Here is a 23150-nt window from a genome sequence, read left to right as displayed (position 1 = left end):
TCAGGTCGTGGGGACCTGACCATGCTCACCGGGCGACGTACCATCGCGGAAGTACCCACTATTTACTGGGGTACTTACCTCTTGGTACGTACCCCGACCCGAGGAGCGCACGATGGCGAAGGCACCCCGCAACGGCCCCTACATCTGCGGCATCGACGCCGCGCTCGACGTGGTCAGCGGCAAGTGGAAGGGCCTGATCCTCTGGGAGCTCGACGAGCACGGCGTGCGCCGGTTCGCCGAGCTGCGGCGCGGGCTCCCCGGGGTGAGCGAGAAGATGCTGACCCAGCACCTGCGCGAGATGGAGGCGGACGGCCTGGTGCACCGGCGGGTGCACGCCGAGGTGCCGCCGCGCGTCGAGTACACGCTGACGGAGCACGGCCGCACGCTCAACGCCGCGCTCGCGCCGCTCGGGGCCTGGGGCGTGGACCGGCTCAGGCGGGAGCGGTCGGAGCTGGTCGAGCACCGCGACGCCGACGCGCTCCCCCGGCCCTAGCCGGCGTCCAGGTCGCTGAGCGAGCCGAGCAGGCGGAGCTGGTCGTCGGCGGCGCCGGGCTGCGGGGTGAACACGACCATGACCGGGCCCGGGCTGCCGGGCAGCGGGTACGCGTCCCACTCCATCGCGATGTCGCCGACCCGCGGGTGGTGGATCAGCTTGGCGCCGTGCACGCTCTCGCGCACGTCGTGCCGCGCCCACAAACGGCGGAACTCCGCGCTGCGGATGCTGAGCTCGCCCACGAGGGCCACGGCGCGCGGGTGGTCCGGGTCGGCCGCGACGGCGGTGCGCAGCATCCCGATGTAGTCGAGGGCGGTCGTCTCCCAGTCCGCGCAGTGCAGCCGCATCCCTTCCTCGTCGAACAGGGCGGTCAGGAAGTTGCGGCGTTCGGGCGGGTAGGCCTCCGGGTCGCCGAGCAGTGTGGCGGCGAGGTCGTTCCACGCGAGCAGGTCGAGGTGGCGGCCCAGCACGACGGCGGGCACCCCCATGTGCGCCAGCAGGCGCGCGGTGCTCGCGGGCACCGCCTCCTGCCGACGCCGGACGGGCGGCGCCGCGGGCTGCCGGGTCGCCCGCGCGAGCATCAGCATGTGCCGCCGCTCGATCTCGTCGAGCTCCAGCGCGTCGGCGAGCGAGTCGAGCACGGCGTCCGACGGACGCACGTTCCGGCCCTGCTCCAGGCGCTGGTAGTAGTCGGTGCTCAGTCCCGCGAGCATCGCGACCTCCTCGCGGCGCAGGCCGTCGACCTTGCGTCGGGGGCCGGGCTCCAGCCCCAGGTCCTCGGGCGTGGTGCGCTGCCGGCGGGCACGCAGGAAGTCGCCGAGCTCGCGCGCGTAGGTCTGCTCCGCCGTCATGCCCACCAGTGTGCGCCTGGAGGACGGACGCAGGGTGGTCCTGGCAGACCGAGGGAGGCGAGGACGCGTGAGGCCCGGCCGGAGCGGCCTAGCGTCACCGGCCATGACCTGGAACGCAGCAGACATCCCTGACCAGACCGGCCGGCTCGCCGTGGTGACCGGGGCCAACTCCGGCCTGGGGCTCGTCACCGCGACCGAGCTCGCCCGGCACGGCGCCGACGTCGTCCTCGCCGTCCGGAACGTCGCCGCGGGCGACGACGCCGCGCGCGCCATCGCCGCGGCCGTACCGGGCGCCAAGCTCCGGGTACGGGCACTCGATCTCGCCGCGCTCGCGTCGGTGCGGACGTTCGCCGACCGCCTCGCCGAGGAGACCGGGCAGGTCGACCTGCTCGTCAACAACGCCGGGCTCGTGCTGCTGGGGCCGCGGCAGACCACGTCCGACGGCTTCGAGCTGCACCTCGGCACCAACCTGCTGGGCCACTTCGCGCTCACCGGCCTGCTGCTCCCGCTGCTCGGCCGCGGGGACGCACCGCGCGTCGTCTCGCTCAGCTCGATCACCCACAAGACCGCGCACCTCGACTTCGACGACCTCATGGTCGAGCGCGGCTACCGCGCCTCCCCGGCCTACGGGGCGTCGAAGCTCGCGAACACCGTGTTCGGCATCGAGCTGGACCGCCGCTTGCGCGCCGCGGGCTCACCGGTGCTCAGCACGCTCGCCCATCCCGGGCTCTCCGGCACGAACCTCACGCCGCGCGCCTGGGAGGACCGGGGCCGGGCCGGCCGGTGGGCGGCGCGGCTCGGCCTGCTCGTGACCCAGTCCGTCGAGGCCGGCGCGCTCCCCCAGCTCCACGCCGCGACGGCGAGCGGGGTGCGCGGCGGGCAGTTCTTCGGCCCTGCGGGGTTCCGCGAGGTCCGCGGGCGTGTCACGGAGGTGCGGGCCTCCGCCGAGGCGACCGATCCCGCCGTCGGGCGGCGGCTGTGGACGACCGCGGAGGAGCTGACCGGGGTGGCGTACCTCTAGGCCCTCAGGCCTCGTGGGTCTCGTCGGCCAGCGGCATCAGGCCGCGCTCGGCGAACACGCGCTTCGCGGCGGCGACGGCGTTCAGGGCCCGCGGGAACCCGCAGTAGACGGAGCTGTGCAGAAAGACCTCGATGATCTGCTGCGGGGTGAGCCCCACGTTGAGCGAGGCGCCGATGTGCACCTCGAGCTGCGGTTCGCTGCCCCCCATCGCGGTGAGGATCCCGAGGGTCACGAGCTGGCGCTGCTGGGGCTCCAGCCCGGGCCGGGAGAGGATGTCTCCGTAACCCCACGCGACGATCTGGTGCCCGAGCTCAGGAGCGATGTCGGACAGCGACTCGATGACCCCGTGGCCCGCGTCGTCGTGGATCGCGTCGAGGGCCGCCTTGCCGGATGCGAACCGTTCCGCACGCAATGTCTCGTTCTCAGACATCGATTTTTCTCCTTCTGGGCTGCCTGCAAGGGGTGTTGTGGGCTCGTTCGATGGCCACGAGGGCAAGCGCCGGTGGGCGCGGTCCCAAGTCCAGCCCATGACGGCCCGGGGATGCAAGACCTCGCGGGTGATATATGCCCTGGTCAACTGGTCTTTCCGAGGTCGCATTCCGCCGGACGCCCCGCACGACGAGGCCGGGCACGTCGAAAATACGGATGGCTCGGGCGCGCGGCCGGGCTAACGTCGTCCGGTGCACAGGGTGTCGGTGGTCGGCGCAGCCGGGTCGGGCAAGTCCACGTTCGCGCGACGGCTGGCGGCACGCCTCGACGTCCGGCACGTGGAGCTGGACGCGCTCTACTGGGGCCCGGGGTGGAACCCGCGCCCGCAGGAGGACTTCGTGCGGGACACGGAGCGCGTGATCACCGACGAGGCGTGGGTGGTCGACGGCAACTACTCGAGCCTCCAGCCCGCGATCTGGGCGCGCGCCGACACGGTGGTCTGGCTCGACCCGCCGACGCCGATCGTGCTCGCCCAGGTGTATTGGCGCACGCTGTCGCTCGCGGTGAGCCGCGCCGAGCTGTGGCCGGGCACGGGCAACCGTCAGCCCTGGGGCGACGCGCTCGCGCCCTGGCGGGAGGGCACGATCGTCCGGTGGTCGTGGGACCAGCGGAAGCGCCACCCCGAGCGCTACGGCGCCGCGATGACCGACCCCGCGAACGCCCACCTGACGTTCCACCGGCTGCGGTCCCGCCGGGCGGTCGAGCGTTTTCTGGTCGACGGCCGCCCGTCCGGCCACCAGTAGGATCCGCGCATGCCCGCTGAGGACGAGCCCCACGAGGCGCGACACATCCGTCGCTGGGGAGACCCTCACGAGGGCACCCCGGAGAGCCGCCTCCTGGACTCGCTGCGGGCGGACCTCCGGGAGCTGCGCGACCTGGCCGCCGACCTGCGCAAGGCCGTGCGGTGGCTGGCGAACAAGCTGTCGGGTCGCCGAGAGGCGTAGCCGCCGCCGGGCCGGGTCCGGGACGGACGACTCGGCCGCCGAGACGAACGTACGAGCCCGCGCCCTGGGCGGCGGACACACACCGGGCATCCCAGTACGATCCCCCCATGCCAGCGGACGACGCGAAGTTTGAGGGAAAAGAGCTCAGTCGACTCGGAGACTCACCCCGAGCAACGTTTGCGAGCCGTCAGGTCGACGTGCTGCGGACGCAGCTCGGGCAGTTCCGCTATCTGGCGGCCGACCTGCGCAAGGCCGGACGCTGGCTGGCGAACAAGCTGTCGGGTCGCCGCGGGGCATAGTCGCGGCCCGGGTTCAGGCGCTCAGCGCCGCGACCGTCAGCGTCCCGGCGTCGGCGTCGAGCTCGCACTCGACCCCGAGCGGCACGGAGACCGGGTTCTCCAGGTGCCCGAGCGGGAGCCCCGCGAGGATCGGCACGCCGAGCGGGCTCAGCCGGTCCCGGAGCACGTCGAGGACGTTCCAGCCGCGGTCCGCGTGGTCGTCGAACCCTTCGAGCGTGCCCACCGCCACGCCCGAGATCCCCGCGAGCGCGCCGGAAAGCAGGAGCTGGGTCAGAGCCCGGTCGACCATCCCCAGCCCGACCGTCCGGTTGATCTCCAGCAGCAGGACGTGACCGTCGAGATCGTTGTCGACGATGCCGACGCTGCGCGCCAGCATCTCGAGATTGCCGCCGAACAGCGGTCCCGAGGCCGTGCCCGTCGTGGTGAGGTAGGCGCCGTACTGGCCGTTGTCCCTCCGCACCGGCTCGCCGGACTCACCTCGCAGGAGGCGCAGCACTGTCTCCGCCCGAGTCCCGGCAACGGCGCCGTGGACCGACGGGACGCCGATCCGGTGCCAGACCTGGTGCAGGGCCGTGATGTCGCTGAACCCGACGAGCGGCTTGGGGTCCGCCCGGAGCGCATCGGTGTCGACGTCGGGCAGCAGGCGGAGGCTCCCGCTCCCCCCACGCAGGGTGAGGATGGCGCGGACCTCCGGGTCCCGGATCGCGTCGTTGAGGTCCGACGCGCGCTCCGGGTCGCCGCCGGCCATGTAGCCGAACCGGTCGTCGGCGTGCTTGCCCAGACGCGCCTCGAAGCCCCACGACTCGACGGTCGCGACGCTCTCCGCCAGCCAGGACTCGTCGCTCCAGCTCGCCGGGGAGACGAGCGCGACGGCGTCGCCGGGCTCCAGCTTCCGGAGGGATGAAACAGCAGGTCGGGGCGAGGGTTGTCGCGACATGCGCGCGACGCTACAGGGTGAACACGTGGCTTCGGATGCGCGACAAGGACCCGCCGCTTCCCCTACCCTCGCCGGATGACGACAAGGACCTCGCTGACACTGATCATCGGCGGTGGGGCACTCGCTGTGCTGGGCGTGCTCGTGTCGTTCACCTACTTTCTGCAGCCCTGGCGCACCTGCCCGGACGACGACGCCGCTGCCGGCTGCCCGATGCTCGCAACGGACGCGACGGTCCTGACCGTCGCGATGGTCGTGACGGTGCTGGCGGCCGCGGTGGCCGTCGTGGGCATGGTGAGCCGGCGCTAAGCGCGGTCGCCCCGCGGCCGCAGTGCCCGCAGACCGCGGGTCCCCACCGAGACGAACAAGCCCCTGACCGCACGGGTCAGGGGCTTGATCAGTACTGCGGGTGCGGTAGCGGTGGGATTTGAACCCACGGTGGACTTTCACCCACACACGCTTTCGAGGCGTGCTCCTTAGGCCGCTCGGACACGCTACCTTCGCCCGCTACCTCAGTAGCAGACCGTAGGAGGATACCCGGTCCGGGCCCGGTTCCACGAATCGGTTCCCCGACGGCGTCTGGAGCGCCCCCGGCACGCCGGACAACCCGGCTCCCAGCCGCCTCCCAGCGGGCCACAGGCTCGCCCCAGCCCTGCCCCAGGAACCGGCCGGGTCGATGCGTTTACCTCGTGTTCATCACCCCGATAACCCCGGAGTTCCGATGAACCAGCTCATGCTCTACGCGGTCGACCTCGTCGCCGTCACCATCCTCACCTTCGCGCTCTACTTCCCGCGACACCGCCGACGCGACCTCGTCGTCGCCTACCTCGGCGTCAACGTGGGGGTGCTCGCGGTGTCCGCGACGCTCTCCGCGAGCGCCGTCGCCGCGGGCCTCGGCCTCGGCCTGTTCGGCGTGCTGTCGATCATCCGGCTGCGCTCCACGGAGCTGTCGCAGCACGAGGTCGCCTACTACTTCGCGTCGCTCGCGCTCGGCCTGCTGGGCGGGCTGGGGACGAGCGCCGGCTGGCTCGGGCTCGCGGGCAGCGGCCTGATCCTCCTGGTCATGGCGTTGGCCGACCATCCCCGCCTGTTCGCGAGGCACCACAGCGAGCTGGTCATCCTCGATCGTGCGATCCCCGACCAGACGGAGCTGACCGCGCACCTGGAGCAGCTGCTCGGGGCCCGCGTGCACACCCTGTCCGTGCAGCGCCTGGACCTCGTGAACGACTCCACCTGGGTGGACGTCCGCTACTCCGAGGCGCGCCGGCTGCCGATCGTGACCGACGACGGCACGGGTGCCCCCACCGCCCTGCACGAACGTCCCGAGCTGGCGGCGGCCCGATGATCGACACCCTCGCCCCCGTGACCCTCGACGAGCTGAACGAGGCCGCCGCGCTCCAGACCCGGCGCGACCGCAAGTACGTGCTGACGCCGGACGAGCTCGACGACCTGCTCGCGGCCCTCCCGCCGGCCCGCGTGCTGGAGATCGATGGGTCCCGCACGTTCGCCTACGACTCCACCTACTTCGACACCCCGGAGCTGGACGCGTACCGCCTCGCGGCGACGCGCCGCCGCCGTCGGTTCAAGGTCCGGACGCGGACCTATGTGGACACCGGGTCGTGCTTCGTCGAGGTGAAGACCCGTGCGGGCCGCGGCACCACGGTCAAGGAGCGGCAGCCGCACGACGACGCCGACCACCTCGGCCTGGCCCGCACCTTCGTCGCCGACCGCCTGGCCGACGCCGGGGCGCCCTCGGCGCCCGTGCTCACCCCGACCCTGCGGTCGCGGTACCACCGCACCACCCTGCTGCTCGACGACGCCCGCGTCACGCTCGACTCCGGCCTCGTCTGGGACCTGCTGGTCCCGGCCGCACCGGGCCACGCCGACACCGGCCACACCGACACCGGCCCGGACGTGCGCCGCAGCGCCACGATCGGCGACCTCGTGGTGGTCGAGACCAAGACCGCCGCCGGCTCCGGACCCTCGTCCGTGGACCGCCTCCTGTGGCGCGCGGGCCACCGTCCCGACCGCATCTCCAAGTACGCCACCGGACTGGCCGTGCTGGAGCCCGGCCTGCCTGACATGCCCTGGCGGCGCCTCGTGCGGCGTCGGCTCACCGTGAGCACGCCCACCACCGCACGACACATCCTGACCAGCGAGAGGACCTCAGCATGAAGATCCGCCGGCCCCGCCCCGTCCTGACCGCCACGATCTCCGGCGCCCTCGTGCTCGGCGCCCTCGCCGGGTGCGGCACGGCCACCGCCGAGACCACGAGCAGCACGAACACGACCACCATCTCGGAGGTGGCGACGACCACCGACGACGCGCTGGCCGACAACGAGGACTACTCGGACCTCGCTGCCCTCGCCGACGAGACCTGGGACACCGGGGACGAGACCAGCGTCTCGCTCGACGGCGACAGCGCCACCGTCTCGGGCGACGGCGCCATCGCCGACGGCTCCACCGTCACCATCTCGGCGCCCGGCACCTACCGGATCAGCGGCACCCTCGACGACGGCCAGATCGTGGTGGGCTCCGAGGCCGACGGCCTCGTGCGGCTCGTGCTCGACGGCGCGGACATCACCAGCTCGACCGGGTCCGCCGTCGCTGTCACGCAGGCCGACGACGTGTCCGTGGTGCTCGCGGACGGCTCGTCCAACAGTCTGACCGACGCCGCGACGTACGCGGACACCAGCGAGGACGCGCCCAACGCCGCCCTGTTCTCGGCCGACTCGATGGTCGTCTCCGGCACGGGTTCGCTGGACGTCACCGGCAACGCGAACGACGGGATCGCCTCGAAGGACGGCCTCGTGATCGCAGGCGGCGACATCACCGTCACCGCGGTGGACGACGGCGTGCGCGGCAAGGACTTCCTGGTCGTCACCGACGGCACGCTCGACGTCGACGCCGAGGGCGACGGCCTCAAGGCGGACAACGAGGACGGCACCGACGACGCCGGCGAGACCGTCGGCTACGCGGCGCTCCTCGGTGGCACCGTCACCGTCGCGTCCGGCGACGACGGCGTCCACGCGGAGAGCGACCTCGTCGTCGACGGCGCCACGGTCACCGTCGCCGAGTCCGTCGAGGGCCTGGAGGCGGCGCACATCCTGGTCGCGAGCGGCACTGTGTTGGACGTCACCTCGTCCGACGACGGCTTCAACGCCGCGGGCGGCACGAGCACGACGACCGACGGTGCCGCGACGACCGACGACACCGCGGCGGAGCCGCCGGCGTCGGGCACCATGCCGGGCGGCGAGCCGCCGCAGGGCGGCGGGGGCGGCGGTGGCGGTGGCGGCATGCCGGGCGAGGCCGCGGGCGACTTCTCGCTGACGATCACCGGCGGCGACGTCACGGTCGACGCCGGGGGCGACGGCCTGGACTCGAACGGGACCCTGACGATCTCGGGCGGTGACGTCACGGTGTTCGGCCCCACGGACGGCGGCAACGGCACCCTCGACAGCGCCGGCGCGCTCACGGTGCAGGGCGGCACCCTGCTCGCCGTCGGCACGTCGAGCATGCTGCAGACGCCGGGCGACGGCTCGGAGGGCTGGGTCGCCGCGACCTTCGACACCCTGGCCGCGGGCACGGACGTGACCGTGGTCGACTCGTCCGGCACCACGGTTGCGGCGGAGACCCTGACCAAGGACACCCAGTCCCTGGTCCTGGCCTCGGAGAACGTGACCACGGGCGAGACCTACACGATCCAGGCCGACGGCGCGGAGGTCGCCACGGCCACGGCCGGCGACGTCCCGGCCACCACGGGGCGCTGAGACACCTCACCCGGCGGAATCCCCGGAAAGGGGGTGGGATTTCGCCGGGGGTGCGGGGTAGTGTTCCGGACACCGCCGAGGGAGGACACCGATGCCCGCGCCCACACTCTTCGACTACGCGGACCACAGCCCGTACTCGAACCCCGGAAATCACACCGGATACTTCACCGAGCTGAGCACCGACCCGGAAGAGCTGCACCGGTTCGCCTGCACCGCCGTCGTGCACTACCGGGCCGGTGACCCGACGCTGACCGACGAGCAGAAGAGCGACCCCGACCGGCGCTGGCTCACCTCGATCCTGGGCGCCGCGGAGCTGCGCGCGCCTCTCGACGGGCCGCGCACGCAGGCCCAGCAGGTCGCGGGATGCTGCCGCGACCACACGCTCCTGACGCTCGGTGTGCTGCGCACGCACGACGTGCCGGCGCGGTCCCGGATCGGCTTCGCCACCTACTTCGTGCCGGGCTGGAACGCCGACCACGTCGTGGGCGAGCGCTGGGACGGCAGGCGCTGGCTGCGGTTCGACCCCGAGCTCGACCAGAAGGACTTCGACTTCGACGTGCACGACATGCCCACCGGGCCGGAGTCGCCGTTCGTGACGGCGGCCGAGGCATGGCTGGCGATCCGTGCCGGGACCGTCGACCCCGCGACCTTCGGCGTGACGGCGGAGGTACCGGACCTGCACGGCAAGGACTTCGTGCGCTTCTACGTGCTGTACGAGGTGGCGCACCGGCACCGCGACGAGCTGCTGCTCTGGGACCTGTGGGGCCCCGAGCTGGGCACGTCGTACGTCCGTGAGGCCGCGGGCGGCCAGGCAGAGACCTGGGTCCAGGAGGCGGGCCTGCCGGGCGCCGAGATGTCCGACGCCGAGTTCGACGCCGTGGCCGACGAGCTCGCCTACCTGCTCGTGGCCGCCGACTCCGGGGACGGCGAGGCGGCCGACCAGCTCGCCGAGCTGTACCACGGGGACTCGCGGCTGCACCCGGGCGGCCGCGTGCTCACGCTCTCCCCGACGGGCCATGACGGGATCACGGACCTCACCACCCGCTAGCTGGGCTGCGGCAGGCGAAGCACCAGCTCCCGCAGGACGTCGCTCGTCCCGGCGTCGATCTTCACCGTCGCGTACTTGTCGCCACGGGTGATGCCGCGGTTCACGATGACGACGGGCTTGCCCGCCTCGGCCGCGTGCCGCACGAACCGCAGCCCGCTCATCACGGTCAGCGACGAGCCGGCGACGAGCAGGGCGTCGGCGGAGTCGACCAGCGCGAACGCCCGCTCCACCCGCTCGCGCGGCACGTTCTCGCCGAAGTAGACGATCTCCGGCTTGAGCACGCCCCCGCAGAACTCGCAGGGGGCGGGCTTGAAGTGCGCGGTCGACTCGATGACGGCGTCGGCGTCGGGCGCGATCTCCACGTCCGCGACGTCGCCCACGGACTCCAGGAAGCCCGGGTTGAGCTCGGTGAGCCGCTCCGCGAGGTGCGTGCGCGAGATGACCCGGCCGCAGTTGAGGCAGATCACGCGGTCGTAGCGTCCGTGCAGGTCGATGACGTTGCGGGAGCCGGCGTCCTCGTGCAGCAGGTCCACGTTCTGCGTGATGATCCCGGCGAGGATCCGGCGCTCCTCCAGCTCGACGAGCGCGCGGTGCCCGGCGTTCGGCGCCGTGCGGTCCACGTGCTGCCAGCCCACGTGGTTGCGCGCCCAGTAGTGCCGGCGGAACTCCTCGTCGCCGACGAACTGCTGGTAGGTCATGGGGCTGCGCGGCGGCGAGTCGGGGCCGCGGTAGTCGGGGATGCCGGAGTCCGTCGAGACCCCGGCGCCCGTGAGCGCCGTGATCCGGAGGCCCGAGAGCACGTCCACGGCGTCGTCCACGGTGGTGCGGGCGACCTCGACGGGCTCGGGCTGCCACGTGGTGGGGCGAGCTTGAGGGAACACGCCTACGAGGGTATGCCGCCGACTGCCCCGCGCACCCGGGGTGTGTTCCATTTCGCACCACGGGTCGTCCCGCTAGCCTGGGATCTCTTTGCGTCGGAGCACTGCATCGGAGCACGAGGGGACCGCGTGGGCGACTCAGCGATTTCAAGGATCGACAGCACCCTCGCGGGCGACGACTTCGCGTGGTCCGTGACGCTGGTGGGCGAGGACCAGTCCGACAAGCTCGCCACCCTGGCCCAGTACCTCGACGACGGGCACTCGACGTCCGGGGACGGCAAGCGCGTCCCGTCCGGCTACGCCTACTGGGGCATCGGCCCGACCATCGCCTGGTTCAACGCCTCGAACGACCCCACCTACATGGTCATCAAGGTCGGCACCGAGATGTTCCGCAGGCAGTGGCGCAGCATCTCGCCGCTGGTGACGGACGAGTGCGTGCACCTGGTGAGCCTCGGCGTCGGTACCGGCGCCAAGGACGGGATGTTCCTGGAGACGATGCACCAGGCGCACCCGTCGATGCTCTACGTGCCCGTGGACATGAGCGCCGAGATGCTCCGGACCGGGTCGCGCACCGCCGTCCGGGACGCGCACTTCCCCCTGGACCGCTCGCTGGGCCTGCAGATCGACCTCTCCCTGGACGGCAACCTCGAGGAGCTCAAGCAGTTCCTCGACCGCCTCGTGGGCGACGAGGCGATCCTCTTCTCGCTGGTCGGCAACACCGTGGCGAACTTCGACGACGACGCGGAGTTCCTCGACGGCGTCGCGAAGGTGCTCCGGCCGCAGGACCGGATGCTCGTCGAGTTCGCCACGACCGAGAGCCTGAGCCAGGACGCCGTGCACGCCGCCGAGGCCGAGTACCGCCAGACGCGGGGGTTCGTGGAGTTCGTGGCGAGCGCCGTGCGCTACAACACCGACCTCAAGATCGACCTCGAACAGGTCCGGTTCACCGGTTCGGTCGAGGACGAGAGCATCCTCCTGAAGGTGTTCTGGCAGAACGTGGGCAGCGAGACCCTGCGGATGCTGATCCCGGGCAGCCGGCCGGTGCACCTCAAGCCGCTGGACACCATCCGGCTGTACACGACGCGCAAGTACACGACCGAGCGGATCGACCAGCTCGTGGCCGACGCCGGCCTGCGCACCACCCACGTGCAGCGGGAACGGTTCCGGTACACCCGGCGGCAGAACCCGTTCGGGCTGGAGCTGCGGCTGCTGGCGCCCGACGAGAACGCTCCCGCCGAGCGGCCGACGTTCGACGTGTGGAAGTGACCCGGGGCCCGGGTGTGCGCGGGGCGCCGGAGGCGGTCCGCGCGCGGCTGAGGCTGCTGCGGCAGCGGGCCGGGACCGCCTGGTCCGGGCGCCGCTGGGCCCGACGACGGCGCGTGACCGTCGCCGTCGTGACCTACACCCTTCTGGGCGTCGCGTTCGTGCTGGGCATCCTGTGGATCCTCGGCGTCGGCCCGGAGTGGGAACCCTGGGTCAACTCGCTGACCCTGCTCGCGGGTGTCACCGGGCTGATCGTGGAGCGGCAGAACGCCGAGACGGAGCGCCGCTCGGAGCTGGTCGCCTCGGTGATCTTCGAGCTGCGCCAGAACCGCGCCATCGTCGAGCGCCGGCTCGCCGGGCTGCGGACGGGCGGCGACCGCGCCCTCTCGGTCAGCCCCCGGCTGGCTCTGTCGGCGGTCGACGTCGCACTCGCCTCGGGCGTGCTGAGCCGGGCGCCCGACAGCGCCCTGGTCGAGAAGCTGCACCGCTGGCGGGAGCGGGTCCAGGGTTACAACTGGCGCCGCGACCTCACGGAGTTCGAGCTCATGATCGTCAAGTACCAGGACGGCGACGACGCCGTCGCGAACATGTCCAGCCTGGCCAACGAGCGGCTGTACCTGCTGCGCCTGCGCACGCTGCTCGACCAGCTCAGCGCGGCGCTGCCGCAGGTCTGACGCGGCCCCGCCCGTCAGCCCCGCCGCGCCCCGAAGAACTCCCGGAGCAGCGCCCCGCACTCGTCCTCGCGGAAGCCGCCCAGCACCTCGACCTCGTGCAGCGCCCGCTGGTCGCGCACCAGGTCCCACACGGAGCCCGTGGCGCCGGCCTTCGGGTCCCAGGCTCCGAGGACCAGCCGCCGCACCCTCGACTGCACCAGGGCGCCCGCGCACATCGGGCACGGCTCCAGCGTGACCACGAGCGTGCAGCCGGACAGCCGCCACTCGCCGCGCGCGGCCGCGGCCGCCCGCATCGCGAGCACCTCGGCGTGGGCGGTCGGGTCCCCCGTCGCCTCGCGCTCGTTGTGCCCGACGCCGATCACGTCGCCCGCCTCGTCGAGCACCAGGGCGCCGACCGGCACGTCGCCGGTGTCCAGGGCACGCCGGGCCTCGTCGAGGGCGACGCCCATCCACCGTTCCCAGTGCGCGCGGCGCTCGGCGGCGCTCAGGCTTGCTGTGTCGGACACACAGGTCACCCTAGTGTGGGACTGGCGACTTTCCGGGCCTCCGCACCGCCTCGCCGTTCGACCGCCCGGTAGCGTTGGCCCCATGCGCCTTCACGTCGTCGATCATCCCCTGGTAGCCCACAAGCTGACCGTCCTGCGGGACGAGACCACGGACTCGCCCACCTTCCGCCTGCTGGTCGACGAGCTGGTCACGCTCCTGGCCTACGAGGCCACGCGCGAGATCGCCACCGAGCCGCACGAGGTGAAGACGCCGATCACCACCATGACGGGCACGCGCCTCGCGTCCCCGCCGCCGCTGGTGGTGCCGATCCTGCGCGCGGGGCTGGGCATGCTGGACGGTATGAGCCGCCTGCTCCCGACGGCGGAGGTCGGATTCCTCGGCCTGGTGCGCGACGAGGAGACGTTCAAGGCCGTCACGTACGCGAACCGCCTGCCCGACGACCTCACCGGCCGGCACGTGTTCCTCATCGACCCGATGCTCGCCACGGGCGGCACGCTGGTCGCGGCGATCGACTACGTGCTGGAGCGCGGCGCGCGCGAGGTCACGGCGGTCTGCCTGCTGGCCGCCCCGGAGGGCATCGCGCTCCTGGAGGAGCACGTGGGCGACCGCGCGAACCTGTCGGTCGTGGTCGCGGCCGTGGACGAGCGCCTCAACGAGAAGGCCTACATCGTGCCCGGCCTGGGCGACGCCGGGGACCGGCTGTACGGCATCGTCTGACGCCGGCGTGGCGCCCCTGATGGGGCGCCCCGGGTGCTAGGCCTGCGGCTGCTCGGGCTCGGGGGTGTCGGCGGGCTCGCAACCGTCGAGGCCCATCAGCCGTCGCCAGGGGCTGTCCGTCGGAGCCGCGACCCGGGGCACGAACGCGGCCTGCTCGGCGCTCTGGTCCCCGGTCGGCTCGCAGGTCGGATCGGGCAGCACGCAGTTCTCGCCCTTCACGGCGAACGACTTCTCCACCGTGAAGGAGTTGCCCTCCAGCTCACGCGTCAGCCGCACGGTGACGTTGCCGTCGAGGGTGAACAGGGGCTGCTGGGGCAGCACGAACGTGGTCGACCCGGCGGGGACCGCCTGCTCCTCGCTCGTCGCGCCGGTGGCGTCCTGGACGAGCACGCCGCGCCACTCGCGGCCGGTCCCGTTCTCGACCGTCGCCTGGACCTGCACGTTCTGGTCGACGCACTCGGCCGCGGTGGCGACCGTGAGCTGCTCGACCGTCGGCCAGGTCACCTCGGCACAGGACTTGAACCGGACGTCGAGCTGGTCGAGCGTCTGGCCGGCCGCCGTCAGCGGCACGGTGTCGGTGCCCCAGACCACCGGGAACTCGATCACCTCGGTCTGCCCGGCGGGCACGGTCCGGGTGACGTCCCCGACGTGGAAGGGCACGGGCAGGGTCGAGGCCGTGTTGTCGGCGGTGACCGTGAAGGTCTGCACCGAGCGGTCCTGGGCCGCGTCGAAGACGCAGGACTCCGACGACATGGTCCGCTCGCCCGCGGCGGGCTGGATCTGGGCGGCGGCGAAGGACTGCGTCGGGTTGTTGGCGGGCGCGCTCACGGCGTCCGCCAGGTCGCCGTCCGAGTCCGCGACCTCACGGGAGAGGTGGAACGTGACGTCGCCCGCCGGCACGTGCGTGCGGCCCGTGTCCACGGAGAGGTCCCACGTGCCGTCTGCCGCGACGGGCACCTTGACCGACTTGAGCGTGTCACCGCCCACGGGCACCGACATGACGGCGAACATCGACTCGCCGGTCTTGTTGGTGATCGTGCCCTTGACGCCCACGGTGCCGCCGGCGTTGACGGTCTGCACGCTCGTCGCGGTGTCCCACGTGGGCCGGTAGCAGTCCACCGCGCGGTGGTCACCGGCCGCGACACGGGTCTCGTAGGTGCTGCCGTCCACGTCGGTGGTCAGCACGAACGTGGCCAGGCCGGCCGGGACACGCATGCCGTCGTGCACGGTGACCCGCGCGGACTCGCCGGGCGCCACGTCCTGGCCCGTGGCCTCGCGGCTGCCGGCCGCCTCGAGGGCGACGCGCACGACGCGCTGGGTCGTGTTGGTGTAGCTGCCGATCACGGCGGCGTCGGCCTTGTCGGCCCCGCCCTCGGCGAGGCAGGACGCGGTCACGGTGCCCACGCCGGCACCGGCGTTGGTCCAGGCCGAGGTGGCGACCAGCGTGGCCGAGGCGGAGCGCGCGCTGCCGTCGAGGACCGGCCGGACGTTCGCGACGCCCAGCTCGGCTGGCTGCGCCGTGGACGACGCGGCGGTGGTCACGTTCAGCGACATGTCGACGGCCGCGCCCGGCTCGAGCTGCAGCGTCGAACCGAAGATCCCGGCGAGGGGCGTGCAGAGCCAGCTGTTCGGCAGGTCACCGGCCGCGCAGGAGAGCTGCGACTGCGCCGACGCCGGCTTGACGCCGTCCGGCAGGGACACGGCGACGGCCCAGCCCGGGGCCACCGTGCGGTCACCGGTGCTGACCAGGGTGACGGGCAGCGGGGCGGTGCCGGGGCTGGACAGCGAGACGTCCCTGCTCTGCGCGGACAGCTCCTGGCCGAACGGCGCGACCGTGCGGCTCGGCAGGTCGGCGCTCATCGGCTCGAGGCCGTCGGCCCAGACCTTGGCGCTGACCGGGTAGTCGCCACCGGCGTTGGCCTGCACCGGCACGACGACGCTGCGCGTCGCGCCCTGCGCGAGCTCGCCGATCGAGCAGAGCAGGACGTTCGTCCGCTCCGTCGGCGCGCAGCCGACCGGGGTCTCGACCGGGACGGTGCCCTCGGTGGCGGGGGCGCTGGGTGACGCGCTCGGCGTCGTCGGCACCGCGATCTCGCCGGTGGACGAGCCCGCCGAGGCGTCGGCCTTCGCCTCCGACGACGTGCTGCCGGTCGCGCCGGGCGTCGGCGTGGCCTCGGCGGTGGGGGTCGCACTCGCCGCCGGGCGGGTGCTGGAGACCAGACGGCCGCCGATCCCCGTGCCGAAGGAACCCTCCGGCTTCACCGAGGTGAGCCCGCTAGGGAGCGTGACCTCGAGCTGGGCGCCCGTCGCGTCGGCGGCACCCGTGTTCTCCACGGTGAACGACAGGTTCTGGCTCTGGCGGGGCGCAAGCGGCTGCGCGGCGTCCGCGTAGTCGACCTCGATGTACGCGGTGTCCTCGTTCGGCACCACGTCGGTGGGCAGCACGGGCTCGCCGCCCTTGACCCTCTCGGCGGGACCGCCACCCGGCAGCTCCCGGGCGTCGTTCGTGGCGATCACCGTGTCGATCAGCGGGTCCGCCTCGGGCGGCGCCGTGATCTGCAGCGCCGCGACCAGGCCGACGGCGGCGACGGCGAGCGCGCCCGCGGCCATGCTGCCACCCGTCGCGGCGGCCGCGGCGGAGGCGACGGCACCCGCGGTGGTGGACACGGCCGACGACACCGCGCCGGAGAACGAGCCGCTCGACGCCGCGCTCACGGCGGAGGCGGAGTGCGCGCCACCGGCCGCCGCGCCCGCGCCGGCCTTGGCGGCGACGACCATGCCGCCGATCGGGGCGCCGGCGCCGACGAGGGCGAGGCCGCCCGCGCCCAGCACCAGCGGGGCGATGACGGTCTTCATGCCGTGCGCCACGTCGTGCAGCTCGAGCACGAGGGCGCTGCAGGTGGCGCAGGTGGAGAGGTGCTCGTCGATCTTGGTGGTCTCGCGCTTCGACAGGCTCGCGCGCACGTACCCGCCGAGCAGCGGGTTGACGGTGCGGCAGGTGTCGGACGGCGCGTGCGTCAGGTGCTGCTGGAGGTACCCGGCCCGCAGCGCCTCCTTGGCGCGGTAGAGCAGCGCGGACACCCCGTTGGGGCTGAGGCCGAGCACGGGCGCGACCTGGGCGGGCTTGAGCTCGTCCACGAGCACGTACCAGAGGACCTCGCGCCACCGCTCCGGCAGGTCGACGTAGGCCTTGGCGATCACGCTGCGCTCGAAGCCCTGGAGTGCCGGGTCGTCCTTCGAGGCCACCCGGCCGAGGACGGACTCGATCTCGTCGTCGGTGCTCGGGCGGGTGCGTGCGGCGCCACGTGACACGTCGAACGACCGGTGGCGGACCATCGTGTACAGGTAGGGGCGGAACCCGGCGTCGGGGCCGACCCCGCGACGGAGCATCTCGAACAGCTTGCTGAAGGCGTCGGCGACGACGTCCTCCGCGTCAGCGGCCGTGACGTACTGGCGGGCGAGGGCTCGAGCGGCGGCTGAGTGACGCTCGTAGAGCACACCAAAAGCGTCGCGGTCACCTGCCCTGACCTGCAGAATCAGTTCCGCGTCACTCGGGGTTTCCCCTGTGCTGCTCTCGACTTGCCTCACGTCTGCCCAGACTCTCGCGGTGGTCGCGCTGCCGTTGACTGTCGCCGTCCTGCCAAGACTATAGAGCCAGGCGGAGGATTTAGGGGGTGGAATTCCAGATTCCGGGGTGACGCCCGGGTGAAGTCCGGCACGTCACAGCCGAAGGTGCGTCATGATGTATCCCCGTGAGGGTCCCATCATTATGAGCGAGGCACAGCAGGAGGCGCGGGTGCGTGTGCACGACCTGCGCGAGCGGTGGCGAGCTACGAGTCTGGCGTCGGTTTGGATCCGGCCGAACGACTGGGAGCACCCCGCCGCAGAAGCGCTAGCAGAGGCACTGGCCGAGGGCCGTGGCGTGATCGCGCCGGCCGAGCGGCTCGGTGCGGCGCGCGCCGGCGTGGGCGCCGGGATCACCGAAGCCCTGGACGACGTCGCCTGCCTCTACGCCGCCTTCGGGCGGCCCACGGATGTCGGCGCGCTGCGCGCCGCGGCGATCGGCTGGGTCGGGGAGCGCGAGCGCGTGCCCTACCAGATCGCCACGCACGACCCCTCGACCGGCCTGCCCACGGGCGAGTACCTGGGCGAGCGGCTGCGCGAGACCTACGGCGTCGCCCAGCGCACCGGCTCCACCGCGGGCGAGTCCCACTGCCTGCTGGTGCTCGACGTCGGCCTGGAGAACCTCGACACCTGGCAGCGCCTGGCGCGCTCCGCCGCGATCGGCCGCACGCTGCACCAGGTGTTCGGCGAGGGCCACCCGATGGCCGCCGTGGGCGACGGCACCTTCGTGGTGCTGTGCGAGCGGGGCCCGACGACGGCCGAGCTCGGCCAGTCGCTGCGCCGCGTCGTGGAGCGCAACGCCGAGGTGCTCGGCCTCACGACAGAGGTGCGCCGCCCGACCCGGGTGTGGGTCGAGCGGCTTCCCGGGACGCACGGCGACGCCCTGCTGCTCCTGGACCACCTGGCGCGCTGAGCACCCGGGCCTCAGCCCGGTTCGGCCCTGCTCGCCGGTTCAGCCCTGCTCGAAGGTGAGGCAGTCGGCGTGCGCCGGGTCCTCGGGGCCCGGTCCCACGCGGATCGACGCCGCGTTGCACTCCAGGTGGTCGTTGTGGGTGCACTCCGCACGCTGGCAGGCGCCGACATGGGCGATCACCTTGTCCAGGCCGCCCTTGGTGCTCAGCGGGATGAACGTGGCACAGGAGGCGTCGCCCATGTGCCCTCCGATGGTGACGGCGCCGGCGTGACAGCCGTGGTCGTGGTTGTACCCGCAGCCGTCGATCGAGCACTCGACGACCTCGGGCATCTCCATCAGCGTGCTCATGGCATCTCTCCTCGCTCGGTGCGTCACTCCTGCGGAATATCCCGATCGTATTCCGAAATGGCAGATCGCGTAGAGCAAGGAATGCCTTACCTATACTCCTGCGAGCATTCTTGATTAACGAAAGAATGGCATCGCTGAAATCAGCCACGCACCGAGGACGCGCTTACTCCTCGCGCCGCGGAGCCGGACGCCAGAGCACCACGGCGCCCCCGCCGGTGGCGCGGTGCTCCAGGTCCACGCGCACGGCCGCGCTGCGGACGCGCTGACCACGCTGGACCACCACGACGTCGCCCGCCGCCGGTCCGGCGGCGAACACGCGCCCCTCCTCCTGGACCCGCATCAGCAGGTCGCCGAGGCGCTCCTCCAGCACGGAGACGTGCGCCTCCAGGTCGAGGATGCGCTTGATCCCGGCGAGGTTGATGCCCTCGCCCTGGGCGAGCCGCTGCACCTGCAGCAGGCGCGCCACGTCGCGGCGCGAGTACCGGCGGCCGCGGCCGCGCGTGCGCCGGGGCACCACCAGGCCGAGGCGGTCGTACTGCCGCAGCGTCTGCGGGTGCATGCCCGCGAGCTCGGCGGCCTTGGACACGGTGAGCACGGGTGTGTCGTCGTCGACCATGCGCACCTCCCAAGTCTCTCTTGCACTGTTGGTGCGGGCAGGTTAGCCGAACCCGGTGCGGCAGGGCAGCCGCCCCACCGCACCGGCCGTCACTCCGCCGCCCGCGCGGCCAGCCCGGCGCGCACGTCCTCGCCGTCGCTCTCGGCGGCGAACGCCTCGAGCGCCTGCCTGGCCTTCTTGCTGAGCTTCTGCGGCACGGCCACCTGCACCGTGAAGAGCAGGTCGCCGGTCGCCTTCGCCGTCCCCACGCCACGGCCCTTGACGCGCAGCACCCGGCCCGACGGCGTGCCCGCGGGCACCTTGAGCCGCACGGTGGTGCCGTCCAGGGTCGGCACCTCCAGCGTGGTGCCGAGCGCCGCCTCCACGAACGTGACGGGCACGGTCATGCGCAGGTCCATGCCGTCCAGCGTCCAGACCGGGTGCGGCGTGACGTGCACCGTGACCACGAGGTCACCCGCCGGGCCCCCGGCGACCCCCGGCCGGCCCTTGCCGCGCAGCCGGATCTTCTTGCCGTCGTTGATCCCCGCGGGGATCCGGGCCGTGATGGTGCGGCCGTTGACCTCGAGCTCCGCCGTCGTGCCCTCCACGGCCGCCCGGAACGGCAGCGTGACCTGGGCGACGACGTCCGCGCCCGGGGTCGGTGAGGCGTACCCGGTGGTCCCCGCGCCGTAGGCCGTCCGGCCTCCGCCGAACATGGAGCCGAGGATGTCCTCGAAGCCCGCGCCGCCGTTCCCGCCCTGCGAGTAGCGGACGCGCGGCCCGCCCCGGCCGCCCTGGGCGCCACCGAACATGGCACCCATGATGTCCTCGAAGCCACCGGCACCGGGTCCGCCGGGGCCGGCCGAGAAGCGAGCCCCGCCCGCCATGGCGCGCACGGCGTCGTACTGGCGGCGCTGCTCCGCGTCGGAGAGCACCGCGTAGGCCTCGCCGATCTCCTTGAACTTGGACTCCGCCGCCGCGTCCCCCTGGTTCTGGTCGGGGTGGTACTGGCGCGCGAGCTTGCGGTAGGCCTTCTTGATGGCCGCGTCGTCGGCGTCCTTGGACACGCCCAGCACGGCGTAGAAGTCCTTCTCCATCCAGTCCTGACCGGTCATGGCACCTCCTTCCGCAGTGTGCTCCCGGCGGCCGGGCCCGCCCTGTCAGGGTCGGGCCCGGCCACCGGGAACGGGACTACTCCGGTCCGACGACGCCCACGCGCGCCGCCCGGACCACCTTGTCGCCGATCTTGTACCCGGGCTCCACCACGAGGTTCACCGTGGCGGCCGTCGCGTCCGCGTCGGTCGAGTGCATGAGCGCCTCGTGCAGGGTGGGGTCGAACTCCTCCCCCACCTTGCCGAACCGCTCGACGCCGAACTTCTGCAGGCTCTGGTCGAGCTTCTCCGCGATCGCCGCCATGGGACCGCTCAGCTCGCCATGCTGCTTCGCGCGCTCGACGTCGTCGAGCACGGGCAGCAGCGCCGCCAGCACGTCCTGCACGCCCCGGTCCCGCGCGGCCTCCTGGTCGCGCAGCGCCCGGTTGCGGTAGTTCGTGAAGCTGGCCCGCTCGCGCTGCAGCGCGTCCAGGTGCTCCGCCGCCTCGGCCTTCGCCTTGAGGACCTCGGACGCCTCGGCGGCTTCACCGGAGGGCTCGAAGTCGAGCCCGGCCAGCGGGTCCCTGGCGTCCTGCGCGGACGGCTCGGCGGCCTCGGGCTCGGCCGTCTCGTCCGCCGGAGCGGGCTCGACCGGCTGCGCCTCGTCGCCGGAGGCGTTCACCTTGCGCTTGTCCGTGAACTGGAAGGGGTGCTCCCCCGAGCCCTCGGGCTCGGGGGGTCCCTGCTGGTGCTCGTCCGTCACTTGCGCTCGTCCTCGTCGTCCACGATCTCGGCGTCCACGACGTCCTCGTCCTTGGCGGACTGGGCGTTCGCCGTCTGCGGGGCGCCCTCGGCACCCTGCGCCGCCGGCTGCTCGGCCGCGTACAGCGCCTCGCCGATCTTCTGCGACGACGCGCCGAGCTTCTCGTACGAGCTCTTCACGGCGTCGGCGTCCTCACCCTCGAGCGCGGACTTCACGGCGGCGATGTCCGCCTCGACCTCCGAGACGACCTCGGCCGGGAGCTTGTCGCGGTTGTCCGCGATCTGCTTCTCCATGGAGTACGCGAAGGCCTCGGCCTGGTTGCGGGTGTCCGCCTCCTCGCGCCGCTTCTTGTCCTCCTCGGCGTGCAGCTCGGCGTCCTTGACCATGCGGTCGATGTCGTCCTTGGGGAGCGCGGAGCCGCCCGTGATCTTCATCGACTGCTCCATGCCCGTACCGCGGTCCTTGGCGGACACGTGCACGATGCCGTTCGCGTCGATGTCGAAGGTGACCTCGATCTGCGGCACGCCGCGCGGGGCCGGCGCGATGCCGGTGAGCTCGAAGACGCCCAGCGGCTTGTTGTCGCGGGTGAACTCGCGCTCGCCCTGGAACACCTGGATCGCGACCGACGGCTGGTTGTCGTCCGCCGTGGAGAAGACCTCGCTGCGCTTGGTCGGGATCGCGGTGTTGCGCTCGATGAGCTTGGTCATCACGCCACCCTTGGTCTCGATGCCGAGGGACAGCGGGGTGACGTCGATCAGCAGGACGTCCTTGCGGTCACCGGAGATGACACCGGCCTGCAGCACGGCGCCGACGGCGACGACCTCGTCCGGGTTCACGCCCTTGTTGGGCTCGCGGCCACCGGTGAGCTCCTTGACGACCTCGGTCACGGCGGGCATGCGGGTGGAACCACCCACGAGCACCACGTGGTCGATGTCGGAGACGGAGATGCCGGCGTCGCGGATCACGGCGTGGAACGGCGCCTTGGTGCGGTCGATGAGGTCCTGCGTCATCTGCTGGAACTGAGCGCGCGTGAGCTTCTCGTCCAGGTGGATGGGGCCGTTCTCGCTCATCGAGAGGTACTGCATCGAGATGTTGGTGCTCGTCGCGGACGAGAGCTCCTTCTTGGCCTGCTCGGCCGCCTCGCGGAGGCGCTGCAGGGCGATCTTGTCCTTCGACAGGTCGACGCCCGAGGAGTTCTTCACCTGCTTGATGAGGTGCTCCACGACGCGCTGGTCCCAGTCGTCACCACCGAGGCGGTTGTCGCCGGAGGTGGCGCGCACCTGGATGGTCGAGAAGTCGTCCTCGTCCTTGCCCACCTCGAGCAGGGAGACGTCGAACGTGCCGCCACCGAGGTCGAAGACCAGGATGAGCTCGTCCTCCTTGCCCTTCTCCAGGCCGTAGGCCAGCGCGGCGGCGGTGGGCTCGTTGACGATGCGCTTGACGTCCAGGCCGGCGATCTGGCCGGCGTCCTTGGTCGCCTGGCGCTCGGCGTCGTTGAAGTACGCCGGGACCGTGATCACGGCCTCCGTGACGGGCTCGCCCAGGTACTCCTCGGCGTCGCGCTTGAGCTTGCCCAGGATGCGGGCCGAGATCTCCTGCGCGGTGTACTTCTTGTCGTCGATGTCCACCGTCCAGTCGGTGCCCATGTGGCGCTTGACCGAGGAGATGGTGCGGTCCACGTTGGTGACGGCCTGCCGCTTGGCGACCTCACCGACCAGGACCTCGCCCGTCTTGGAGAACGCGACCACCGACGGGGTGGTCCGCGAGCCCTCCGCGTTGGCGATGACGGTGGGCTCCCCACCCTCGAGGACCGCCACCACCGAGTTCGTCGTACCGAGGTCGATACCTACTGCGCGTGCCATGTCTGCTGCCTTCCTTCGACAGATTGAGTCTGCTGCACTCAACTTAAGCCGGTGCTCGCAAGGAAG

25 protein-coding genes and 1 tRNA gene are annotated in these 23150 nt (G+C 72.3%); 14 read left to right on the top strand and 12 right to left on the bottom strand.

The window, feature by feature from the left end; translation table 11 throughout:
* Positions 1–112: 112 nt before the first annotated feature.
* Entirely contained in the window at positions 113–493 is a 381-nt protein-coding gene (locus tag QRN56_RS24985) for a winged helix-turn-helix transcriptional regulator (RefSeq protein ID WP_285107869.1), read from the top strand.
* Here QRN56_RS24985 and QRN56_RS24980 read toward each other — a convergent pair.
* Positions 490–1344 carry a helix-turn-helix transcriptional regulator gene (locus QRN56_RS24980; protein ID WP_285107868.1) on the bottom strand — a complete coding sequence of 285 codons (855 nt, stop codon included), beginning with the start codon at positions 1342–1344 and terminating at the stop codon, positions 490–492. The two genes, QRN56_RS24985 and QRN56_RS24980, sit on opposite strands and share 4 nt — an antisense overlap.
* Positions 1345–1447: 103 nt before the next feature.
* Here QRN56_RS24980 and QRN56_RS24975 point away from each other — a divergent pair, with 103 nt between their 5' ends.
* Positions 1448–2365, top strand: coding sequence for an oxidoreductase (locus QRN56_RS24975; protein ID WP_285107866.1), 918 nt, complete (start codon positions 1448–1450; stop codon positions 2363–2365).
* Between the two features lie 4 nt (positions 2366–2369).
* Here QRN56_RS24975 and QRN56_RS24970 read toward each other — a convergent pair whose 3' ends face one another.
* Positions 2370–2795, bottom strand: coding sequence for a carboxymuconolactone decarboxylase family protein (locus tag QRN56_RS24970; protein ID WP_285107864.1), 426 nt, complete (start codon positions 2793–2795; stop codon positions 2370–2372).
* A 250-nt stretch (positions 2796–3045) separates the two neighbouring features.
* On the opposite strand from QRN56_RS24970, the gene QRN56_RS24965 reads away from it, so the two are divergent.
* The 3 genes from QRN56_RS24965 to QRN56_RS24955 all read left to right on the top strand — a co-directional run bounded on the left by QRN56_RS24965 (position 3046) and on the right by QRN56_RS24955 (position 4097).
* Entirely contained in the window at positions 3046–3597 is a 552-nt protein-coding gene (locus tag QRN56_RS24965; protein WP_285107863.1) for a P-loop NTPase family protein, read from the top strand.
* A gap of 9 nt (positions 3598–3606) precedes the next feature.
* Positions 3607–3798, top strand: coding sequence for a hypothetical protein (locus QRN56_RS24960; RefSeq protein ID WP_285107861.1), 192 nt, complete (start codon positions 3607–3609; stop codon positions 3796–3798).
* 107 nt (positions 3799–3905) lie between these two features.
* On the top strand, positions 3906–4097 hold the full coding sequence (locus tag QRN56_RS24955; protein WP_285107859.1) for a hypothetical protein: 192 nt from the start codon (positions 3906–3908) through the stop codon (positions 4095–4097).
* Between the two features lie 13 nt (positions 4098–4110).
* Here the strand turns inward: QRN56_RS24955 and QRN56_RS24950 are convergent, their stop codons facing one another.
* Positions 4111–5034 (bottom strand): S66 peptidase family protein, encoded by a 924-nt coding sequence (locus QRN56_RS24950; protein WP_285107858.1) that lies wholly within the window; start codon positions 5032–5034, stop codon positions 4111–4113.
* A 75-nt stretch (positions 5035–5109) separates the two neighbouring features.
* Between QRN56_RS24950 and QRN56_RS24945 the strand changes: the two genes are divergently transcribed.
* Positions 5110–5340, top strand: a complete 231-nt coding sequence (locus QRN56_RS24945) for a hypothetical protein (RefSeq protein ID WP_285107856.1) — start codon at positions 5110–5112, stop codon at positions 5338–5340.
* Positions 5341–5443: 103 nt separating this feature from the next.
* Here the strand turns inward: QRN56_RS24945 and QRN56_RS24940 are convergent.
* Positions 5444–5530, bottom strand: a tRNA-Ser gene (locus QRN56_RS24940).
* A gap of 222 nt (positions 5531–5752) precedes the next feature.
* On the opposite strand from QRN56_RS24940, the gene QRN56_RS24935 reads away from it, so the two are divergent.
* From QRN56_RS24935 to QRN56_RS24920, 4 genes are all read left to right on the top strand, one after another.
* Entirely contained in the window at positions 5753–6376 is a 624-nt protein-coding gene (locus QRN56_RS24935; RefSeq protein ID WP_285107854.1) for a DUF4956 domain-containing protein, read from the top strand.
* A complete protein-coding gene (locus tag QRN56_RS24930) occupies positions 6373–7206 on the top strand; it encodes a polyphosphate polymerase domain-containing protein (protein WP_285107852.1) in 834 nt (277 codons plus the stop codon). Before QRN56_RS24935 ends, QRN56_RS24930 begins: the two co-directional genes overlap by 4 nt.
* On the top strand, positions 7203–8801 hold the full coding sequence (locus tag QRN56_RS24925; RefSeq protein WP_285107851.1) for a carbohydrate-binding domain-containing protein: 1599 nt from the start codon (positions 7203–7205) through the stop codon (positions 8799–8801). Before QRN56_RS24930 ends, QRN56_RS24925 begins: the two co-directional genes overlap by 4 nt.
* A 91-nt stretch (positions 8802–8892) precedes the next feature.
* A complete protein-coding gene (locus QRN56_RS24920; protein WP_285107849.1) occupies positions 8893–9849 on the top strand; it encodes a transglutaminase domain-containing protein in 957 nt (318 codons plus the stop codon).
* Here the strand turns inward: QRN56_RS24920 and QRN56_RS24915 are convergent.
* Positions 9846–10730 (bottom strand): Sir2 family NAD-dependent protein deacetylase, encoded by an 885-nt coding sequence (locus tag QRN56_RS24915; RefSeq protein WP_502928834.1) that lies wholly within the window; start codon positions 10728–10730, stop codon positions 9846–9848. The two genes, QRN56_RS24920 and QRN56_RS24915, sit on opposite strands and share 4 nt — an antisense overlap.
* 126 nt (positions 10731–10856) lie before the next feature.
* On the opposite strand from QRN56_RS24915, the gene QRN56_RS24910 reads away from it, so the two are divergent.
* Both QRN56_RS24910 and QRN56_RS24905 read left to right on the top strand, forming a co-directional pair.
* Positions 10857–11993, top strand: a complete 1137-nt coding sequence (locus QRN56_RS24910) for an L-histidine N(alpha)-methyltransferase (RefSeq protein ID WP_285107847.1) — start codon at positions 10857–10859, stop codon at positions 11991–11993.
* A complete protein-coding gene (locus tag QRN56_RS24905; RefSeq protein ID WP_285107845.1) occupies positions 11984–12664 on the top strand; it encodes a hypothetical protein in 681 nt (226 codons plus the stop codon). Before QRN56_RS24910 ends, QRN56_RS24905 begins: the two co-directional genes overlap by 10 nt.
* 14 nt (positions 12665–12678) lie before the next feature.
* Here the strand turns inward: QRN56_RS24905 and QRN56_RS24900 are convergent, their stop codons facing one another.
* On the bottom strand, positions 12679–13113 hold the full coding sequence (locus tag QRN56_RS24900) for a nucleoside deaminase (RefSeq protein ID WP_502928836.1): 435 nt from the start codon (positions 13111–13113) through the stop codon (positions 12679–12681).
* A gap of 139 nt (positions 13114–13252) precedes the next feature.
* Between QRN56_RS24900 and upp the strand changes: the two genes are divergently transcribed.
* The gene (gene upp / locus QRN56_RS24895) at positions 13253–13888 is read left to right on the top strand and encodes a uracil phosphoribosyltransferase (protein WP_026366119.1); all 636 of its coding nucleotides are present in this window, start codon (positions 13253–13255) and stop codon (positions 13886–13888) included.
* Between the two features lie 36 nt (positions 13889–13924).
* Here the strand turns inward: upp and QRN56_RS24890 are convergent, their stop codons facing one another.
* Positions 13925–17386, bottom strand: a complete 3462-nt coding sequence (locus QRN56_RS24890; RefSeq protein ID WP_285107841.1) for a sigma-70 family RNA polymerase sigma factor — start codon at positions 17384–17386, stop codon at positions 13925–13927.
* 271 nt (positions 17387–17657) lie between these two features.
* On the opposite strand from QRN56_RS24890, the gene QRN56_RS24885 reads away from it, so the two are divergent.
* Positions 17658–18425 (top strand): nucleotidyl cyclase domain-containing protein, encoded by a 768-nt coding sequence (locus tag QRN56_RS24885; RefSeq protein ID WP_285107839.1) that lies wholly within the window; start codon positions 17658–17660, stop codon positions 18423–18425.
* Between the two features lie 39 nt (positions 18426–18464).
* Here QRN56_RS24885 and QRN56_RS24880 read toward each other — a convergent pair whose 3' ends face one another.
* From QRN56_RS24880 to dnaK, 5 genes are all read right to left on the bottom strand, one after another.
* Positions 18465–18773 (bottom strand): DUF1540 domain-containing protein, encoded by a 309-nt coding sequence (locus QRN56_RS24880; protein WP_285107837.1) that lies wholly within the window; start codon positions 18771–18773, stop codon positions 18465–18467.
* Positions 18774–18936: 163 nt separating this feature from the next.
* A complete protein-coding gene (locus QRN56_RS24875; protein WP_285107835.1) occupies positions 18937–19389 on the bottom strand; it encodes a heat shock protein transcriptional repressor HspR in 453 nt (150 codons plus the stop codon).
* Between the two features lie 89 nt (positions 19390–19478).
* Positions 19479–20483, bottom strand: a complete 1005-nt coding sequence (locus QRN56_RS24870) for a DnaJ C-terminal domain-containing protein (RefSeq protein WP_285107833.1) — start codon at positions 20481–20483, stop codon at positions 19479–19481.
* Positions 20484–20559: 76 nt separating this feature from the next.
* Positions 20560–21222 (bottom strand): nucleotide exchange factor GrpE, encoded by a 663-nt coding sequence (gene grpE, locus QRN56_RS24865; RefSeq protein WP_285107831.1) that lies wholly within the window; start codon positions 21220–21222, stop codon positions 20560–20562.
* Entirely contained in the window at positions 21219–23084 is a 1866-nt protein-coding gene (gene dnaK / locus QRN56_RS24860; RefSeq protein WP_285107829.1) for a molecular chaperone DnaK, read from the bottom strand. Before dnaK ends, grpE begins: the two co-directional genes overlap by 4 nt.
* Positions 23085–23150: the final 66 nt, after the last annotated feature.

Origin of the sequence: Promicromonospora sp. MEB111, assembly GCF_030209445.1 — a bacterium.
GTDB lineage: Bacteria > Actinomycetota > Actinomycetes > Actinomycetales > Cellulomonadaceae > Promicromonospora.
Note: the sequence above shows the minus strand (reverse complement) of the source record. Positions and strands in the feature narration are given on the sequence as shown.

Excerpts from the sequence above, each read along its gene's own strand:
- QRN56_RS24935 (WP_285107854.1), top strand. The coding sequence starts at position 5,753 with ATGAACCAGCTCATGCTCTACGCGGTCGACCTCGTCGCCGTCACCATC.
- QRN56_RS24900 (WP_502928836.1), bottom strand. The coding sequence starts at position 13,113 with ATGGGCGTCGCCCTCGACGAGGCCCGGCGTGCCCTGGACACCGGCGAC.
- QRN56_RS24985 (WP_285107869.1), top strand. The coding sequence starts at position 113 with ATGGCGAAGGCACCCCGCAACGGCCCCTACATCTGCGGCATCGACGCC.
- QRN56_RS24930 (WP_285107852.1), top strand. The coding sequence starts at position 6,373 with ATGATCGACACCCTCGCCCCCGTGACCCTCGACGAGCTGAACGAGGCC.
- QRN56_RS24925 (WP_285107851.1), top strand. The coding sequence starts at position 7,203 with ATGAAGATCCGCCGGCCCCGCCCCGTCCTGACCGCCACGATCTCCGGC.
- QRN56_RS24975 (WP_285107866.1), top strand. The coding sequence starts at position 1,448 with ATGACCTGGAACGCAGCAGACATCCCTGACCAGACCGGCCGGCTCGCC.
- dnaK (WP_285107829.1), bottom strand. The coding sequence starts at position 23,084 with ATGGCACGCGCAGTAGGTATCGACCTCGGTACGACGAACTCGGTGGTG.
- QRN56_RS24870 (WP_285107833.1), bottom strand. The coding sequence starts at position 20,483 with ATGACCGGTCAGGACTGGATGGAGAAGGACTTCTACGCCGTGCTGGGC.
- upp (WP_026366119.1), top strand. The coding sequence starts at position 13,253 with ATGCGCCTTCACGTCGTCGATCATCCCCTGGTAGCCCACAAGCTGACC.
- QRN56_RS24920 (WP_285107849.1), top strand. The coding sequence starts at position 8,893 with ATGCCCGCGCCCACACTCTTCGACTACGCGGACCACAGCCCGTACTCG.
- QRN56_RS24885 (WP_285107839.1), top strand. The coding sequence starts at position 17,658 with ATGAGCGAGGCACAGCAGGAGGCGCGGGTGCGTGTGCACGACCTGCGC.
- QRN56_RS24970 (WP_285107864.1), bottom strand. The coding sequence starts at position 2,795 with ATGTCTGAGAACGAGACATTGCGTGCGGAACGGTTCGCATCCGGCAAG.
- QRN56_RS24875 (WP_285107835.1), bottom strand. The coding sequence starts at position 19,389 with ATGGTCGACGACGACACACCCGTGCTCACCGTGTCCAAGGCCGCCGAG.
- QRN56_RS24960 (WP_285107861.1), top strand. The coding sequence starts at position 3,607 with ATGCCCGCTGAGGACGAGCCCCACGAGGCGCGACACATCCGTCGCTGG.
- QRN56_RS24945 (WP_285107856.1), top strand. The coding sequence starts at position 5,110 with ATGACGACAAGGACCTCGCTGACACTGATCATCGGCGGTGGGGCACTC.
- QRN56_RS24950 (WP_285107858.1), bottom strand. The coding sequence starts at position 5,034 with ATGTCGCGACAACCCTCGCCCCGACCTGCTGTTTCATCCCTCCGGAAG.
- QRN56_RS24980 (WP_285107868.1), bottom strand. The coding sequence starts at position 1,344 with ATGACGGCGGAGCAGACCTACGCGCGCGAGCTCGGCGACTTCCTGCGT.
- QRN56_RS24955 (WP_285107859.1), top strand. The coding sequence starts at position 3,906 with ATGCCAGCGGACGACGCGAAGTTTGAGGGAAAAGAGCTCAGTCGACTC.
- QRN56_RS24880 (WP_285107837.1), bottom strand. The coding sequence starts at position 18,773 with ATGAGCACGCTGATGGAGATGCCCGAGGTCGTCGAGTGCTCGATCGAC.